Genomic DNA, 18,313 nt, shown 5'->3' on the forward strand with positions numbered 1-18,313 from the left:
GAACTCAGCAGTGAAACGATGCATCGCCGATGGTAGTGTGGGGTTTCCCCATGTGAGAGTAGGTCATCGTCAAGATTGAATTCCAAAATCCCTGTCTGCTCACGCAGACAGGGATTTTGTTTTTGTGGCTGAAAAAGAGCGTGCACGCCATCTCTACGCTGGACACTCCTTGCCCCGTCCCCGCACGCATTTCAGCTTCTATGCAATCTGCTAGCTCATCGTTATGATGCGTGCCTGATAGTGAGGCGATACTTGCATGCTGACGTTGTTGAAACTCCTTAAGGATGGCCACTTTCACTCTGGGCAGGCATTAGGCGCCCAATTGGGTATAAGCCGCAGTGCTGTATGGAAGCAATTACAAAGATTAGAGGCGGACTCAAATCTGTCTATCCATAAGGTTCGTGGTCGAGGCTATCAATTAGCATTCCCTCTGGATCTTCTAGATGAGGCAGGCTTCTCGAACAGCTGTTATCCCGTACATCTCCACGAAATAGTGGACTCAACCAATGCGGAAGCATTTCGTCAGATCAATAAAGGGCATTCTGCGCCTTACGTGATTGTCGCTGAACAGCAAAATGCCGGGCGAGGGCGCAGAGGGCGGAATTGGGAAAGTCCTTTTGCGCAGAATGTTTACTACAGTTTAGTGCTTCGAGTGGATGGTGGGTTGCGTCAGCTGGAGGCGCTGAGTCTTGTGGTCGGTCTTGCTGTATTGAATACGCTTAAAGATTTCGGTCTACAGGCAGTGGGGCTGAAGTGGCCTAACGATGTATTGGTTGGCGACAAGAAGATCGCTGGAATCCTATTGGAGTTAGTCGGTGATCCCGCAGACGTATGTCACGTTGTCATAGGTATTGGTATTAACGTAAATATGAGAACCGCCACAGGCGTGGGCCAACCCTGGACGTCAATGAGCTTGGAAACCGGCATGAGAGTTGAGCGTAATGAGGTTATAAACGCGCTGAATAAACGGCTGAAAAATTATTTGAATGCTCACGCAGTGACGGGGTTTTCTTCGTTTCATGCTGAGTGGGAGAAGAATCACGTGTGGCAAGGTCGCGATGTTTCATTGATGGCTGGCTTGCACCAGGTTGATGGGGTTGTGGTCGGTGTGGATCAGCAAGGAGCATTGCGCTTGTGCGTTAATGGTGAATTGAGAACGTACAGTGGCGGCGAGCTTAGTTTGAGATTGCGCGATGATTCTTGAGCTCGATTGCGGTAATAGCTTCATCAAATGGAGAGTGCTTGATTCCAAAGGGCCGGTGACTGGAGGAATTGCTGATTCAGAAGGTGGATTAGTCTCTGCTATTTTGGCCCGCCCCGATTTGAATATCACACATTGTCGTATGGTCAGTGTGCGCAGTGACGTAGAAACATCGCAGCTGATTGCGGCGCTTGCCTCAGAATTTTCTATTGAGGTTTTATGTGCGGTCCCCGCTCCTAATCTTGCGGGAGTGACTAATGGCTACGAAGACTTTGAGCGTCTAGGCCTGGATCGATGGCTCGCCCTCGTTGGAGGATATGCATTAGTTGGTGGGGCATGCCTAGTCCTCGACTTGGGTACAGCAGTCACTGCGGACTTTGTCTCAAATGATGGGCTGCATATCGGAGGGTTTATCTGCCCTGGAATGCCGCTTATGCGTAATCAATTACAAACTCACACGCGTCGCATCAAATATGACGTTGCATCGGTCACGGGGGCAATGCAGCGTATTGAGCCCGGGCGCACGACAATTGAAGCTGTAGAGCGGGGCTGTTTACTTATGCTGCGTGGCTTTGTAGCTACACAAATACAATTGGCGCGCGAGTACTGGGGCGATAATTTCAAGATATTGCTTACGGGTGGGGATGCAGATTTGATTGCGGATACAGTGCCTGAAGCACGGGTAGTCAAAGATCTGGTGTTTGTCGGACTGGCTGTCGCCTGTCCTTTTTCTTGAGGTGCCTATGCGTTGGTTGTTGATGTTGCTGGTGGTGTTGAATGTCTTTTATTTCATCTGGCATCAACAAGAGGCGCCTCTGAGGGGTAAGGAGATAATTTCGTTATCTCTGTATAAGGGTAGCAAGCAGGATATTCGACTTCTCAGTGAGGCCGGCGCTCAAAAGCTGCCAGTTGAGGATGGTGGATGCATTTATCTACGAGTTTTGGGTTCTGGCGGTGAAGAAAAAGAAATTCTTCAGAAGATGATGGATAAGAAACTGCTGGTGGAGCAGATAGGTGAGGGTGCTCTCTTTAAGGTGATGAGCGCAGGTCCGCCTATGAAGGGTAATCAGGACGTATTGAATCTTCTGAATGAATTCAAGGAGTTAAAAGTTGAAAAAAACCCATGCTAGGGGTTGCAGCTTGTCACGTGTTTGCATAGAATGGCGCCCGCTCCACAGTGATAGTCGAAAACGAGTCTGGCTGTGAAGTAAGTCGATATGCTAACTCAATGATTTTATTGAGAAAGTGGTTGACAAGGGGTTGGGATGATGTATAATCCCGCTCAGCTCAGGAGGGGTTCCCGAGCGGCCAAAGGGATCAGACTGTAAATCTGACGTCTACGACTTCGAAGGTTCGAATCCTTCCCCCTCCACCATATTTGCGCAAATCAGCATAATTTGCGGGTGTAGTTTAGTGGTAGAACCTCAGCCTTCCAAGCTGATGATGCGGGTTCGATTCCCGCCACCCGCTCCATATATGCTGGTTTACAGGTTTTTGCTCTTGTAGCTCAGTTGGTAGAGCACACCCTTGGTAAGGGTGAGGTCAGCGGTTCAAATCCGCTCAAGAGCTCCATAATTCAAAGGCAGATATGAAAATATCTGCCTTTGTTTTAGCGGGCTGAAAGGCTTGTGTGGAGTGTTTGCCGGTTGGTGCCTTGTGGCGCTTACTGCTCCGGATTGTAATTGCTGTTGTGGGTTGCACGCATTCTGCTCCTTGCATCGTCATTTTGCTGTTGTTTGGCTAGTTTGGCGGAAGCGGTTGCATTTGTTGTTGAAAAGTCTCTCTCGAGGCTGCATAATTCGCGGCTCGATAATGTTTTAGGTCAGTAGCTCAATTGGCAGAGCGACGGTCTCCAAAACCGTAGGTTGGGGGTTCGATTCCCTCCTGACCTGCCAGATTCGCTCATTGCGTCTGGCTTTCTTTTCACAGGATCCTCTTTGATGACTCCCAAGGCTGAAGTTCAAGGCTCTCGCTTCGATCTCCTCAAGTGGCTGGCAGTTGTTGCCCTTGTTGCGGTAGGCGTTGTTGGGAATCAGTATTATTCTGGTTCGCCGATCCTGTATCGTGTCATTGCACTTCTTGTTCTTGCTGCAGTCGCTGTCTACGTAGGCCTGCAGACCGCTAAGGGTAAGTCGTTTGCTGTCCTGGTAAAGGAAGCTCGTATTGAGATTCGTAAAGTCGTATGGCCAACTCGCCAAGAAACTACGCAGACTACTCTGATTGTTGTAGCTGTTGTTCTAGTTATGGCGTTGCTGTTGTGGGGGCTTGATTCCCTGCTCGGCTGGCTTGTTTCCTTGATTGTTGGCTAAGGGTGTCCCGTGGCTAAGCGTTGGTACGTTGTGCATGCTTATTCGGGTTACGAAAAGCATGTTATGCGCTCTTTGATTGAGCGCATCAAGCTGGCAGGCATGGAAGATGGCTTCGGCGAAATTCTGGTTCCCACTGAAGAAGTGGTTGAAATGCGTAATGGCCAGAAGCGCAAAAGTGAGCGCAAGTTCTTCCCTGGTTATGTGCTGGTCCAAATGGACATGAACGAAGGTACTTGGCACTTGGTCAAGGATACACCTCGTGTCATGGGCTTCATTGGCGGCACCGCTGACAAGCCAGCGCCGATCACAGATAAAGAAGCAGAAGCAATTCTGCGTCGTGTTGCTGATGGTAGTGATAAGCCTAAGCCGAAGACGTTGTTCGAGCCGGGCGAGGTCGTTCGTGTCACAGACGGTCCTTTCGCTGACTTCAACGGTACAGTCGAAGAGGTTAACTACGAAAAGAGTCGCATCCAGGTGGCTGTGCTCATTTTCGGTCGCTCTACTCCGGTAGAGCTAGAGTTCAGTCAGGTCGAAAAGGTCTAACTGAATACGCATCCCAACCCCATGGCTTCGCCGTGGGGTTTTGTCGTCACTGGGATAAACACGCAAGTAGCCGGGGAGCCTTTCTTAGGCGTCTGAACCCGTAATTGGAGTGCCTCATGGCCAAGAAAATTACCGCTTACATCAAGCTGCAAGTAAAGGCCGCTCAGGCCAACCCAAGCCCGCCTGTTGGTCCAGCTTTGGGTCAGCACGGTGTGAATATCATGGAATTCTGCAAAGCGTTCAACGCCCGTACTCAAGGCATTGAACCAGGTCTGCCGACTCCTGTGATCATCACTGTTTACAGCGACCGTAGCTTCACGTTCGAAACCAAATCGACTCCTGCTTCGGTTCTGCTGAAGAAGGCTGCCGGTTTGACTAGCGGTTCCGCTCGTCCAAACACCGTTAAGGTTGGCACCGTTACTCGTGCTCAGCTGGAAGAAATCGCGAAAACCAAAAACGCGGATCTGACTGCAGCTGATATGGAAGCAGCCGTGCGTACCATCGCCGGTTCTGCTCGTAGCATGGGCCTTAACGTGGAGGGTGTGTAATGGCTAAGCTGACTAAGCGTCAAAAGGCAATCGCCGGTAAAATTGAAGCTGGCAAGTCTTACAACTTCGTAGACGCTGCTGCTTTGCTGGCTGAGCTGTCGACTGTAAAATTCAGCGAGTCCTTTGATATCGCCGTAAACCTGGGTGTAGACCCGCGTAAATCTGACCAGGTAGTTCGTAGCGCAACTGTGTTGCCACACGGTACTGGCAAGACTGTACGTGTAGCTGTCTTCACTCAGGGTCCAGCTGCTGAAGCTGCTCTGGCTGCAGGTGCTGATCGCGTAGGTATGGACGATCTGGCTGCTGAAATGAAAGGCGGCGACCTCAACTACGACGTAGTTATTGCCTCTCCGGATGCAATGCGTGTTGTTGGTCAGTTGGGTCAAATCCTTGGTCCGCGCGGTCTGATGCCTAACCCTAAGGTTGGTACTGTGACTCCAGACGTTGCTACCGCGGTTAAAAACGCTAAAGCTGGTCAGGTTCGTTATCGCACTGACAAAAACGGTATCATCCACACCTCCGTTGGCAAGATCGGTTTCGACGCCGTTCAGCTGAAGGAAAACGTTGAAGCCCTGATCGCTGATCTGAAGCGTATCAAGCCTGCTTCCTCGAAAGGTATTTACGTCAAACGCGTTACCCTGAGCACCACAATGGGCCCAGGCTTGGTCATCGACCAAGGTTCCCTGGACGCGTAAGACAAATCTGGTGCATGTAAATGTGCCGATTGAAAGATTGGGGTCCCTGCCTGGCGGGGGCTATCCAAGACCGTAGGCGACGCAAGTCTTAAACCTCAAGCCTACGCAGATGGTGCTCCCGGTTCCTTACCGAATCAGACACCAAAACGACATCCGGCCTCGGTTGGATGAAACGGTAACAAGCAGGAGTTAAACCCGTGGCAATTAAACTCGAAGACAAGAAGGCCATCGTCGCTGAAGTCAACGAGGCTGCCAAAGTTGCCCTGTCTGCTGTTGTGGCTGATGCCCGCGGCGTGACAGTTGGCGCTATGACCGGACTCCGTAAAGAGGCTCGTGAAGCTGGTGTTTACGTACGTGTTGTACGTAACACACTGCTAAAGCGCGCTGTTGCTGACACTGAATACAGTGTTCTCAACGACGTGTTCACTGGCCCGACCTTGATCGCATTCTCGAATGAGCATCCTGGCGCTGCTGCCCGTTTGTTCAAAGAGTTCGCGAAAGGTCAGGATAAGTTCGAGATCAAGGCAGCTGCGTTCGAGGGCAAGTTCCTCGCAGCTAATCAGATCGACGTACTGGCAAGCCTGCCGACCCGTGACGAAGCAATTTCTCAGCTGATGAGCGTGATTCAAGGCGCAACCAGCAAATTGGCTCGTACTCTGGCAGCACTTCGCGACCAGAAAGAAGCAGCTGCAGCTTAAGGCTAAGCGACTTTTTTCAGCGTTTATTGTTTATTTCGATGGCCGCTTAGGCTGTCACCCCAATACAGGAATATATAGTCATGTCTCTGACTAACGAGCAAATCATCGAAGCAATCGGCGAAAAATCCGTTCTGGAAATCGTTGAGCTGATCAAGGCAATGGAAGAGAAGTTCGGCGTTTCCGCTGCTGCTGCTTCTGCTGGTCCTGCTGCTGCCGCTGCTGTTGTTGAAGAGCAAACTGAATTCAACGTTATGTTGACTGAAGCTGGCGAGAAGAAAGTTAACGTGATCAAGGCTGTACGTGAGCTGACTGGTCTGGGCTTGAAAGAAGCCAAGGCAGTAGTTGACGGCGCTCCAGCTATGGTTCTGGAAGCTGTTTCCAAAGACGCAGCTGACAAAGCCAAGGCTACCTTGGAAGAAGCAGGCGCTAAAGTCGAGCTGAAGTAAGCATCGACCTTGCGTCTCCAGCCCAAGCGTTAAGCTGAGGCTGATGGCTGGTGGCTCTTGCCACCGGCCTTTTTCCGTTATTGGCTTCCGACTGGGTCGGCGCTTTTAACGTGCTGTAACCACCCTGTGCGGTGGAGCAAACCAAGGGGTTTGCACGATTTTCTGGCTGCTCCCGTCGGGAGGGGCCAAACAAGCAGGTGACCAAGCTGGGGAACGCTGATGGCTTACTCATATACTGAGAAAAAACGTATCCGCAAGGACTTTAGCAAGTTGCCGGACGTCATGGATGTGCCGTATCTCTTGGCAATCCAGCTGGATTCGTATCGTGAATTCTTGCAGGCGGGAGCGACTAAAGATCAGTTCCGCGACGTGGGCCTGCATGCGGCCTTCAAATCCGTTTTCCCGATCATCAGCTACTCCGGCAATGCTGCGCTGGAGTATGTGGGTTATCGTTTGGGTGAACCGGCATTTGATGTCAAAGAATGCGTGTTGCGCGGTGTAACTTACGCCGTACCTTTGCGGGTTAAAGTTCGCTTGATCATTTTCGACAAAGAATCGTCGAACAAAGCGATCAAGGACATCAAAGAGCAAGAAGTCTACATGGGCGAAATCCCATTGATGACTGAGAACGGTACCTTCGTTATTAATGGTACCGAGCGTGTAATTGTTTCCCAGCTGCACCGTTCCCCGGGCGTGTTCTTCGATCACGACCGCGGCAAAACGCACAGCTCCGGTAAGCTGCTTTATTCCGCGCGTATCATTCCTTACCGTGGTTCGTGGTTGGATTTCGAGTTCGACCCGAAAGACTGCGTGTTCGTACGTATCGACCGTCGTCGCAAATTGCCTGCGTCCGTGCTGCTGCGTGCACTGGGTTATACCACTGAGCAAGTGCTTGAAGCGTTCTACACCACAAACGTATTCCACGTGCAAGGTGAGAGCATCAGCCTGGAGCTGGTGCCCCAGCGCCTGCGCGGTGAAATTGCAGTCATCGATATCATGGATGACAAGGGCAAGGTGATTGTCGAGCAAGGTCGTCGTATTACCGCTCGTCATATCAACCAGCTGGAAAAAGCCGGTGTCAAAGAGCTCGTTATGCCTCTGGACTATGTCCTGGGACGCACAACGGCCAAGGCAATCGTGCACCCGGCTACCGGCGAAATCATTGCGGAATGCAACACAGAGCTGACAACCGAAATTCTGGCAAAAGTTGCCAAGAGCCAGGTTGTCCGTATTGAAACGTTGTATACCAACGACATCGACTGTGGTCCGTTCGTCTCTGACACGCTGAAAATTGATTCCACCAGCAACCAATTGGAAGCACTGGTCGAAATCTACCGCATGATGCGTCCAGGCGAGCCGCCAACCAAAGACGCTGCCGAGACCCTTTTCAACAACCTGTTCTTCAGTCCTGAGCGTTATGACCTGTCTGCGGTCGGCCGAATGAAGTTCAACCGTCGTATTGGTCGTACCGAAATCGAAGGTTCGGGTGTGCTGTGCAAGGAAGATATCGTTGCAGTGTTGAAGACTCTGGTCGACATCCGTAACGGTAAAGGCATCGTCGATGACATCGACCACTTGGGTAACCGTCGTGTTCGCTGCGTAGGCGAGATGGCCGAAAACCAGTTCCGCGTTGGACTGGTACGTGTCGAGCGTGCAGTTAAAGAGCGTCTGTCGATGGCAGAAAGCGAAGGCCTGATGCCGCAAGACCTTATCAATGCCAAGCCAGTTGCTGCGGCGGTGAAAGAGTTCTTCGGTTCCAGCCAGCTTTCGCAATTTATGGACCAGAACAACCCGCTTTCCGAAATCACCCACAAGCGCCGTGTTTCTGCACTGGGCCCAGGTGGTTTGACGCGTGAGCGTGCCGGTTTTGAAGTTCGTGACGTACACCCGACGCACTACGGTCGTGTATGCCCGATTGAAACGCCGGAAGGCCCGAACATCGGTCTCATCAACTCATTGGCTGCTTATGCCCGCACCAACCAGTATGGTTTCCTTGAGAGCCCGTACCGTGTTGTGAAAGAAGGCGTGGTAACCGACGAGATCGTGTTCCTATCTGCCATTGAAGAAGCAGATCACGTTATTGCTCAGGCTTCAGCCACCATGAACGATCAGAAAGTCCTGATCGATGAGTTGGTAGCTGTACGTCACTTGAACGAGTTCACTGTTAAGGCGCCGGAAGACGTCACCTTGATGGACGTGTCGCCGAAACAGGTAGTTTCGGTTGCTGCGTCGCTGATTCCGTTCCTCGAGCATGACGATGCCAACCGTGCATTGATGGGTTCGAACATGCAGCGTCAAGCTGTACCGACACTGCGTGCTGACAAGCCGTTGGTGGGTACAGGCATGGAGCGTAACGTAGCGCGTGACTCCGGGGTTTGTGTAGTAGCCCGTCGTGGTGGCGTTATTGACTCCGTAGATGCTAGTCGCATCGTTGTTCGTGTTGCAGATGACGAAGTTGAAACCGGTGAAGCCGGTGTCGACATCTACAACCTGACCAAGTACACACGCTCTAACCAGAACACCTGCATCAACCAGCGTCCGCTGGTTCGCAAAGGTGATCGGGTTCAGCGTAGCGACATCATGGCTGATGGCCCGTCCACCGACATGGGTGAGCTGGCTCTGGGTCAGAACATGCGTATTGCCTTCATGGCATGGAATGGCTTCAACTTCGAAGACTCCATCTGTCTGTCGGAACGTGTAGTTCAGGAAGACCGTTTCACCACGATCCACATTCAGGAACTGACCTGTGTGGCTCGTGACACCAAGCTTGGTCCAGAAGAAATCACTGCAGACATCCCGAACGTGGGCGAAGCTGCGCTGAATAAACTGGATGAGGCCGGTATCGTTTACGTGGGTGCTGAAGTCGGCCCAGGCGACATTCTGGTTGGTAAAGTGACACCGAAAGGTGAGACGCAGCTGACTCCAGAAGAGAAGCTGTTGCGCGCAATCTTCGGTGAAAAAGCCAGCGACGTTAAAGACACTTCCCTGCGTGTGCCGACCGGTACCAAAGGCACTGTCATTGACGTTCAGGTTTTCACTCGCGACGGCGTTGAGCGTGACGCTCGTGCACTGTCGATTGAAAAAACCCAGCTGGACGAAATTCGCAAGGACCTGAACGAAGAGTTCCGTATCGTTGAAGGTGCAACATTCGAGCGCCTGCGCTCCGCATTGGTGGGTAACATTGCCGAAGGCGGTGCTGGTCTCAAGAAAGGCCAGGAAATCACCAATGAGGTTCTGGATGGTCTTGAGCATGGTCAGTGGTTCAAGCTGCGCATGGCTGAAGATGCTCTGAACGAGCAACTTGAGAAAGCTCAGGCTTACATCATCGACCGTCGTCGTCTGTTGGATGACAAGTTCGAAGACAAGAAGCGCAAGTTGCAGCAAGGCGATGACCTGGCTCCAGGTGTGCTGAAAATCGTCAAGGTTTACCTGGCAATCCGTCGTCGCATCCAGCCGGGTGACAAGATGGCTGGTCGTCACGGTAACAAGGGTGTGGTCTCCGTGATCATGCCGGTTGAAGACATGCCGTACGATGCCAATGGCACCCCGGTTGATGTTGTCCTCAACCCGTTGGGCGTACCTTCGCGTATGAACGTTGGTCAGATTCTTGAAACTCACTTGGGCCTTGCAGCCAAAGGGTTGGGCGAGAAGATCAACCTCATGATTGAGGAGCAACGCAAGGTCGCAGACCTGCGTAAGTTCCTGCATGAGATCTACAACGAAATTGGCGGTCGTCAAGAAAGCCTGGATGACTTCTCGGATCAGGAAATTCTTGATCTGGCGAAGAACCTTCGCGGCGGTGTTCCGATGGCTACCCCGGTGTTCGACGGTGCCAAGGAAAGCGAAATCAAGGCCATGTTGCGTCTGGCAGATCTGCCAGATAGCGGCCAGATGCAGCTGACTGACGGTCGTACCGGCAACAAGTTTGAGCGTCCGGTTACCGTTGGCTACATGTACATGCTGAAACTGAACCACTTGGTAGACGACAAGATGCATGCTCGTTCTACCGGTTCTTACAGCCTGGTTACTCAACAGCCGTTGGGTGGTAAGGCGCAGTTCGGTGGTCAGCGTTTCGGGGAGATGGAGGTCTGGGCGCTGGAAGCCTATGGCGCGGCATACACTCTGCAAGAAATGCTCACAGTGAAGTCGGACGATGTGAACGGCCGTACCAAGATGTACAAAAACATCGTGGACGGCGATCACCGTATGGAGCCGGGCATGCCCGAGTCCTTCAACGTGTTGATCAAAGAAATTCGTTCCCTCGGCATCGATATCGATCTGGAAACCGAATAACACGTGACGCGAATCGAGAGCGGGGCTGTACTGCCCGCTCTCTGCTCCGCCAGGAGGAAAGGCCTTGAAAGACCTACTGAATTTGCTGAAAAACCAGGGTCAAGTCGAAGAGTTCGACGCCATCCGTATTGGATTGGCCTCGCCTGAGATGATCCGTTCGTGGTCGTTCGGTGAAGTTAAAAAGCCGGAAACCATCAACTACCGTACGTTCAAGCCTGAGCGTGACGGCCTGTTCTGCGCCAAAATTTTTGGCCCTGTAAAGGATTACGAGTGCCTGTGCGGTAAGTACAAGCGCTTGAAACACCGTGGTGTGATCTGTGAGAAGTGCGGCGTTGAAGTCGCGCTGGCCAAGGTCCGCCGTGAGCGCATGGCTCACATTGAACTGGCTTCGCCAGTAGCCCACATCTGGTTCTTGAAATCGCTGCCGTCCCGTATCGGTTTGCTGATGGACATGACCCTGCGTGATATCGAGCGCGTTCTCTACTTCGAGAGCTATGTTGTTATCGATCCGGGTATGACCACGCTGGAAAAAGGTCAGCTGCTGAACGATGAGCAGTATTTTGAAGCGCTGGAAGAGTTCGGCGACGATTTCGATGCCCGTATGGGTGCCGAAGCTGTTCGCGAACTGCTGCACGCTATCGACTTGGAGCATGAGATTGGACGTCTGCGCGAAGAGATTCCGCAAACCAACTCTGAAACCAAGATCAAGAAGCTGTCCAAGCGTCTGAAGTTGATGGAAGCCTTCCAGGGCTCCGGCAACCTGCCTGAGTGGATGGTGCTGACCGTTCTGCCGGTTCTGCCGCCAGATCTGCGTCCATTGGTCCCGCTGGATGGCGGTCGTTTCGCGACTTCCGACCTCAACGATCTTTATCGTCGAGTGATCAACCGTAACAACCGTTTGAAGCGCCTGCTGGATCTGTCTGCCCCAGACATCATCGTGCGCAACGAAAAACGGATGTTGCAGGAAGCTGTTGATGCGCTGCTCGACAACGGTCGTCGTGGCCGTGCTATCACCGGTTCGAACAAGCGTCCTCTGAAATCCCTGGCTGACATGATCAAGGGTAAGCAGGGTCGTTTCCGTCAGAACTTGCTCGGTAAGCGTGTTGACTACTCGGGTCGTTCGGTAATTACCGTAGGTCCGACCTTGCGTCTGCACCAGTGCGGTCTGCCGAAAAAAATGGCACTTGAGCTGTTCAAGCCGTTCATTTTTGGCAAGCTGGAAATGCGCGGTCTCGCGACTACCATTAAAGCTGCCAAGAAAATGGTTGAGCGCGAACTGCCAGAGGTTTGGGACGTTCTCGCTGAAGTAATCCGTGAACACCCGGTTCTCCTGAACCGTGCGCCGACCCTTCACCGTCTGGGTATCCAGGCGTTTGAACCGGTACTGATCGAAGGTAAGGCTATTCAGCTGCACCCGCTGGTCTGCGCCGCGTACAACGCCGACTTCGACGGCGACCAAATGGCTGTACACGTACCGCTGACACTGGAAGCTCAGCTCGAAGCGCGTGCGTTGATGATGTCGACCAACAACATTCTGTCGCCAGCTAACGGTGAGCCAATCATCGTTCCGTCGCAGGACGTTGTATTGGGTCTGTACTACATGACCCGCGAGGCGATCAACGCTAAAGGCGAGGGTCGTGTGTTCGCGGATCTGCAAGAAGTTGACCGTGTGTTCCGTGCCGGCGAAGCCGCACTGCACGCCAAGGTCAAGGTGCGGATCAACGAAACCGTCAATGATCGTGATGGTGGCAGCGTGACCAACACCCGTATTGTCGACACAACTGTCGGCCGTGCACTGTTGTTCCAAGTTGTTCCAAAAGGTCTATCGTACGACGTCGTTAACCTGCCAATGAAGAAAAAGGCAATCTCGAAACTGATCAACCAGTGCTATCGCGTGGTTGGTTTGAAAGAGACTGTGATCTTTGCTGACCAGTTGATGTACACCGGTTTTGCTTACTCGACCATTTCCGGCGTTTCCATCGGCGTTAACGACTTCGTTATCCCGGATGAAAAAGCCCGCATCATCGGTGCTGCCACCGATGAAGTTAAAGAGATCGAAAGCCAGTACGCCTCCGGTCTGGTTACTCAGGGCGAGAAGTACAACAAAGTAATCGACCTTTGGTCGAAAGCTAACGATGAAGTTTCCAAGGCGATGATGTCGAACCTCTCGAAAGAGAAGGTTATTGACCGTCATGGCAATGAAGTTGAGCAAGAGTCGTTCAACTCGATGTACATGATGGCTGACTCCGGCGCTCGTGGTTCTGCAGCACAGATCCGTCAGCTGGCCGGTATGCGTGGTCTGATGGCCAAGCCAGACGGCTCCATTATCGAAACGCCGATCACTGCGAACTTCCGTGAAGGTTTGAGCGTACTCCAGTACTTCATCTCGACTCACGGTGCTCGTAAGGGTCTCGCGGATACGGCCTTGAAAACGGCTAACTCCGGTTACCTGACCCGTCGTCTTGTGGATGTTGCGCAAGATCTGGTTGTAACTGAAGTTGATTGTGGTACCGAGCACGGTCTGTTGATGACGCCACATATTGAAGGCGGCGACGTTGTAGAGCCGTTGGGTGAGCGTGTATTGGGTCGTGTGATCGCCCGTGACGTATTCAAGCCGGGTACTGAGGAAGTTATTGTTCCGGCAGGTACTTTGGTTGATGAGAAATGGGTTGAATTCATCGAGCTCAACAGCATCGACGAAGTAATCGTTCGTTCGCCAATCAGCTGCGAAACCCGTTTCGGTATCTGCGCCAAGTGCTACGGTCGCGATCTGGCTCGTGGTCACCAGGTGAACATCGGTGAAGCTGTCGGCGTAATCGCTGCTCAGTCGATCGGTGAGCCGGGTACACAGCTGACAATGCGTACGTTCCACATCGGTGGTGCGGCTAGCCGGACCTCCGCTGCTGACAGCGTTCAGGTGAAGAATGGCGGTACTGTCCGTCTGCATAACCTGAAGCACGTTGAGCGTGTCGATGGCTGCCTAGTGGCTGTGTCGCGTTCCGGTGAGCTGGCAATTGCTGATGATTTCGGTCGTGAGCGTGAGCGCTATAAGCTGCCGTACGGCGCTGTAATTTCGGTTAAGGAAGGTGACAAGGTTGACGCTGGCTCTATCGTAGCCAAGTGGGATCCGCACACTCACCCAATCGTTACTGAAATGAAAGGTACCGTGACCTACGTGGGCATGGAAGAAGGCATCACGATCAAGCGTCAGACAGACGAATTGACCGGTATGACCAACATCGAAGTGCTTGATGCCAAAGACCGTCCAGCTGCTGGCAAGGACATCCGTCCCGCTGTGAAGATGGTGGGTGTAGATGGCAAAGACTTGCTGTTGCCAGGTACTGATGTACCGGCTCAGTACTTCCTGCCAGCGAACGCTTTGGTTGGTGTAGCGGATGGTGCGGAAATCGCGATCGGTGACGTTATCGCTCGTATTCCACAAGAAACTTCGAAAACTCGAGACATCACCGGTGGTCTGCCACGCGTTGCTGACTTGTTCGAAGCGCGCCGTCCGAAAGAAGCCTCGATTTTGGCTGAAGTCAGCGGCACCATCGCATTCGGTAAAGAAACCAAGGGCAAGCGTCGTCTGGTTATTACCCCGAATGACGGTAGCGATCCATACGAAGAGCTGATTCCGAAATGGCGTCACCTGAACGTCTTCGAAGGCGAACAAGTGAACCGCGGTGAGGTTATCTCCGATGGTCCTAGCGATCCGCATGACATCCTGCGTTTGCTGGGTGTGAGTGCGCTGGCTAAGTACATCGTTAATGAAATCCAGGACGTATACCGTCTGCAAGGCGTGAAAATCAACGATAAACACATCGAGACGATCTTGCGTCAGATGTTGCGTAAAGTTGAGATTTCCGAATCTGGCGACTCCTCCTTCATCAAGGGTGACCAGATGGAGTTGACGCAGGTGTTGACCGAGAACGAGCGTTTGAGCACTGAAGACAAGTTTGTCTCCAAGTTCACTCGTGTTCTGCTGGGTATCACCAAGGCGTCGTTGTCGACTGAATCGTTCATTTCTGCGGCCTCTTTCCAAGAGACAACTCGCGTATTGACCGAAGCAGCGGTAACAGGCAAGCGCGATTACCTGCGCGGCCTGAAAGAAAACGTTGTCGTGGGTCGTTTGATCCCGGCAGGTACTGGTTTGGCTTATCACAGCGAGCGCAAACGTCGCCGTGATGCTGACAAACCATTGCGTGTAAGCGCCAGTGAGGTGGAAGCCGCACTGACCGAAGCACTGAACTCTAGCGGTAACTGAGTTCAGTCCTGAATGAAGGAAGGGCCCTGGCTGTTCCGTTCATCGAATCGAGACCAATAGTCTAGGTTTGATGGTGCGGAAGGTCGGGGCCTTGCCTTGACTGGGGGCAAGATCCTCTTTAGACTCTTGTACCCCTAAATTTGGCGGGAATTCGTTCCTGCCATTTTGCTTTTCTTGCAAGACAATAGCGTCGCAAGACAACAGTGGAGCTAGTAGATGGCAACTATCAACCAGCTGGTACGTCAGCCGCGTAAGCGTATCGTCGAGAAATCCGACGTGCCTGCGCTGCAAAACTGCCCGCAACGTCGTGGTGTGTGCACTCGTGTGTATACAACTACGCCGAAAAAACCTAACTCGGCACTGCGTAAAGTATGCCGTGTGCGTCTGACCAACGGTTTCGAGGTTTCCTCGTACATCGGCGGTGAAGGCCACAACCTGCAAGAGCACAGCGTGGTACTGATTCGTGGCGGTCGTGTAAAAGACTTGCCAGGTGTTCGTTATCACACCGTTCGCGGTTCTTTGGATACTTCCGGCGTTAAAGGTCGTAACCAGGGTCGTTCGAAGTACGGTACCAAGAAGCCGAAGTAGTTTTCGGTAGCTGGTAAATAATGCAGATTTCTTTTTTTCTGAGTCGATAAGAGTAAGGTCGGACGTACATCGTCAAGATGTAATGGTTCCGAGCTAACCTGAAGACCGTTTGAGGGCTTATCCATGCCAAGAAGACGCGTAGCAGCCAAGCGCGAAGTGCTTGACGATCCAAAATACGGAAGCCAAATCCTGGCCAAGTTCATGAACCACGTGATGGAAAGCGGCAAAAAAGCCGTTGCCGAGCGTATCGTTTATGGCGCACTGGAGAAGGTTAAAGAGCGTAAGAACAGCGATCCCCTGGAACTCTTCGAGAAAGCACTCGACGCCATCGCTCCGCTGGTCGAAGTGAAGTCGCGCCGTGTAGGCGGTGCTACTTACCAGGTTCCGGTCGAAGTTCGTCCGTCCCGTCGTAACGCTCTGGCCATGCGCTGGTTGGTAGACTTCGCGCGCAAGCGCGGCGAAAAGTCTATGGCTTTGCGTTTGGCTGGCGAACTGTTGGACGCTGCTGAAGGCAAAGGCGCAGCAGTTAAGAAGCGTGAAGACGTGCACCGTATGGCTGAAGCTAACAAAGCTTTCTCGCACTACCGCTTCTAATTTCAGCGCTACTCACTTTGCGAGGGCTTTATGGCTCGTACTACACCGATTAACCGCTACCGTAACATTGGTATCTGTGCTCACGTGGACGCGGGTAAAACCACGACTACTGAGCGGGTACTTTTTTACACCGGCAAAAGTCACAAGATGGGCGAGGTGCATGATGGCGCCGCGACCACGGACTGGATGGTGCAGGAGCAGGAGCGTGGTATTACCATCACTTCTGCTGCGATCACTACCTTTTGGCAGGGTTCTGCCAAGCAGTACGACAACTACCGTTTTAATGTAATTGATACACCGGGTCACGTTGACTTCACGATTGAAGTAGAGCGTTCCTTGCGTGTGCTCGATGGCGCGGTTGTTGTGTTCTGCGGCACCTCTGGTGTTGAGCCTCAGTCTGAAACCGTATGGCGTCAAGCCAACAAGTACGGCGTTCCGCGTCTTGTTTACGTAAACAAGATGGACCGTGCGGGTGCAGATTTCCTGCGCGTAGTAGGTCAGATCAAGAAGCGTCTGGGTCATACTCCAGTGCCTATCCAGCTGGCTATCGGCTCCGAAGACAACTTCCAGGGTCAGATTGATCTGATGACCATGGAAGCGGTTTACTGGAACGATGCTGACAAGGGTATGACTGCACGTCGTGAGGCTATTCCTGCAGAAATGCGAGAGCTGGCTGAAGAGTGGCGCAGCCATATGGTTGAGGCTGCGGCCGAGGCCAGTGAAGAGCTGATGAACAAGTACCTCGAAGGCGAAGAGCTTTCCATCGAGGAAATCAAAGCGGCTCTGCGTCAGCGTACTATCGCTGGTGAGATCGTTTTGGCTGTTTGTGGTTCTTCCTTCAAGAACAAGGGTGTTCCCCTGGTTCTCGATGCCGTGATCGACTATCTGCCTGCCCCTACCGATATTCCGGCCATCAAGGGTTCTGACCCGGATGACGAAAATATCGAGATGGAGCGTCATGCAGATGATGCTGAACCGTTCTCGTCTTTGGCGTTCAAGATTGCTACCGACCCATTCGTGGGTACTTTGACCTTCGTTCGGGTTTACTCGGGCGTATTGAACTCCGGTGACGGCGTTATCAACTCGGTTAAAGGCAAAAAAGAGCGCGTGGGTCGTATGGTGCAAATGCACGCAAACGCCCGTGAAGAGATCAAGGAAGTGCGCGCTGGTGACATCGCGGCCTTGATCGGCATGAAGGATGTCACCACTGGTGATACCTTGTGCGCCGCTGATAAGCCAATCATCCTGGTTCGTATGGAATTCCCGGAGCCGGTTATTTCGGTTGCGGTTGAGCCTAAGACCAAGGATGACCAGGAAAAAATGGGTATCGCACTGGGCAAGCTTGCTCAGGAAGATCCATCTTTCCGTGTAAAAACTGATGAAGAGACTGGTCAGACGATCATCTCTGGTATGGGCGAATTGCACCTCGACATCCTGGTTGACCGGATGAAGCGTGAGTTCAACGTCGAAGCCAACATCGGTAAGCCTCAGGTTTCTTATCGTGAGCGCATCACGAAGAGCTGTGAGATCGAAGGCAAGTTCGTTCGTCAGTCCGGCGGTCGTGGTCAGTTTGGCCATTGCTGGATCCGTTTTGCACCTGCTGACGAAGGTCAGGAAGGTCTGCAGTTCGTGAACGAAGTGGTAGGTGGTGTGGTTCCTAAGGAATACATCCCGGCTATCCAGAAGGGTATCGAAGAGCAGATGAAGAACGGTGTTGTTGCCGGCTATCCGCTGATCGGCCTGAAGGCTACCGTGTTTGATGGTTCTTACCACGACGTCGACTCTAACGAGATGGCGTTTAAGGTGGCTGCTTCCATGGCGACCAAGCAACTGGCTACCAAAGGTGGCGGTGAGCTGCTTGAGCCGATCATGGCGGTAGAGGTTGTTACACCAGAAGACTATATGGGTGACGTGATGGGCGACTTGAATCGTCGTCGCGGCATGATTCAGGGTATGGAAGATACGGTTTCTGGCAAGGTAATCCGTGCCGAGGTTCCGTTGGGCGAAATGTTCGGTTATGCAACTGACGTTCGTTCCATGTCCCAGGGTCGCGCAAGCTACTCTATGGAATTCAAAAAATACGATACAGCTCCGTCGCACATCGTCGAAGCTGTTACTAAAAAACAAGGCTGAT

General features: G+C 52.4%; 13 protein-coding genes, 4 tRNA genes, 1 rRNA gene and 1 pseudogene. All 19 read left to right on the forward strand.

The features are described from left to right. Positions 1–75, forward strand: a 5S ribosomal RNA gene (gene rrf, locus CJF39_RS23600); the annotation flags it as partial. Positions 76–256: 181 nt separating this feature from the next. Then, positions 257–1,204 (forward strand): bifunctional biotin--[acetyl-CoA-carboxylase] ligase/biotin operon repressor BirA, encoded by a 948-nt coding sequence (gene birA / locus CJF39_RS02935; RefSeq protein ID WP_094992103.1) that lies wholly within the window; start codon positions 257–259, stop codon positions 1,202–1,204. Further along, the gene (locus CJF39_RS02940; RefSeq protein ID WP_094992104.1) at positions 1,194–1,937 is read left to right on the forward strand and encodes a pantothenate kinase; all 744 of its coding nucleotides are present in this window, start codon (positions 1,194–1,196) and stop codon (positions 1,935–1,937) included. Before birA ends, CJF39_RS02940 begins: the two co-directional genes overlap by 11 nt. A 7-nt stretch (positions 1,938–1,944) precedes the next feature. After that, positions 1,945–2,328 (forward strand): annotated as a pseudogene (locus CJF39_RS02945) (hypothetical protein); the annotation flags it as partial. A 163-nt stretch (positions 2,329–2,491) separates the two neighbouring features. After that, positions 2,492–2,576: transfer RNA gene (locus tag CJF39_RS02950), tRNA-Tyr, on the forward strand. 24 nt (positions 2,577–2,600) lie between these two features. After that, positions 2,601–2,674, forward strand: a tRNA-Gly gene (locus tag CJF39_RS02955). Between the two features lie 23 nt (positions 2,675–2,697). Continuing rightward, a tRNA-Thr gene (locus tag CJF39_RS02960) sits at positions 2,698–2,773 on the forward strand. 247 nt (positions 2,774–3,020) lie between these two features. Beyond that, positions 3,021–3,096 (forward strand) — tRNA-Trp (locus CJF39_RS02965). A 45-nt stretch (positions 3,097–3,141) separates the two neighbouring features. Continuing rightward, positions 3,142–3,510 carry a preprotein translocase subunit SecE gene (gene secE / locus CJF39_RS02970; RefSeq protein WP_094992106.1) on the forward strand — a complete coding sequence of 123 codons (369 nt, stop codon included), beginning with the start codon at positions 3,142–3,144 and terminating at the stop codon, positions 3,508–3,510. Between the two features lie 9 nt (positions 3,511–3,519). Next, positions 3,520–4,053 (forward strand): transcription termination/antitermination protein NusG, encoded by a 534-nt coding sequence (gene nusG, locus CJF39_RS02975; RefSeq protein ID WP_094992107.1) that lies wholly within the window; start codon positions 3,520–3,522, stop codon positions 4,051–4,053. Between the two features lie 116 nt (positions 4,054–4,169). Next, positions 4,170–4,601, forward strand: coding sequence for a 50S ribosomal protein L11 (gene rplK / locus CJF39_RS02980; RefSeq protein WP_008008888.1), 432 nt, complete (start codon positions 4,170–4,172; stop codon positions 4,599–4,601). Further along, positions 4,601–5,296, forward strand: a complete 696-nt coding sequence (rplA, locus tag CJF39_RS02985; RefSeq protein ID WP_016779167.1) for a 50S ribosomal protein L1 — start codon at positions 4,601–4,603, stop codon at positions 5,294–5,296. Before rplK ends, rplA begins: the two co-directional genes overlap by 1 nt. 197 nt (positions 5,297–5,493) lie before the next feature. Beyond that, positions 5,494–5,994: a 50S ribosomal protein L10 gene (gene rplJ / locus CJF39_RS02990; RefSeq protein WP_003444392.1), complete on the forward strand. Its 501-nt coding sequence runs from the start codon at positions 5,494–5,496 to the stop codon at positions 5,992–5,994. A gap of 80 nt (positions 5,995–6,074) precedes the next feature. Then, positions 6,075–6,440, forward strand: coding sequence for a 50S ribosomal protein L7/L12 (rplL, locus tag CJF39_RS02995; protein ID WP_094992108.1), 366 nt, complete (start codon positions 6,075–6,077; stop codon positions 6,438–6,440). Positions 6,441–6,659: 219 nt separating this feature from the next. Then, complete coding sequence (gene rpoB / locus CJF39_RS03000) at positions 6,660–10,733, forward strand: DNA-directed RNA polymerase subunit beta (RefSeq protein ID WP_047277902.1); 4,074 nt, start codon at positions 6,660–6,662, stop codon at positions 10,731–10,733. A 64-nt stretch (positions 10,734–10,797) separates the two neighbouring features. Beyond that, positions 10,798–14,997, forward strand: coding sequence for a DNA-directed RNA polymerase subunit beta' (gene rpoC, locus CJF39_RS03005; protein WP_047277900.1), 4,200 nt, complete (start codon positions 10,798–10,800; stop codon positions 14,995–14,997). A 216-nt stretch (positions 14,998–15,213) separates the two neighbouring features. Beyond that, complete coding sequence (gene rpsL, locus CJF39_RS03010) at positions 15,214–15,585, forward strand: 30S ribosomal protein S12 (RefSeq protein WP_002555494.1); 372 nt, start codon at positions 15,214–15,216, stop codon at positions 15,583–15,585. Between the two features lie 123 nt (positions 15,586–15,708). Continuing rightward, complete coding sequence (rpsG, locus tag CJF39_RS03015; protein WP_016779172.1) at positions 15,709–16,179, forward strand: 30S ribosomal protein S7; 471 nt, start codon at positions 15,709–15,711, stop codon at positions 16,177–16,179. 30 nt (positions 16,180–16,209) lie between these two features. Then, positions 16,210–18,312, forward strand: a complete 2,103-nt coding sequence (gene fusA / locus CJF39_RS03020) for an elongation factor G (RefSeq protein WP_094992109.1) — start codon at positions 16,210–16,212, stop codon at positions 18,310–18,312. Position 18,313: the final 1 nt, after the last annotated feature.

The sequence above is a fragment of the Pseudomonas lundensis genome (assembly GCF_002269125.1).
GTDB classification, from domain to species: Bacteria; Pseudomonadota; Gammaproteobacteria; order Pseudomonadales; family Pseudomonadaceae; genus Aquipseudomonas; species Aquipseudomonas lundensis_A.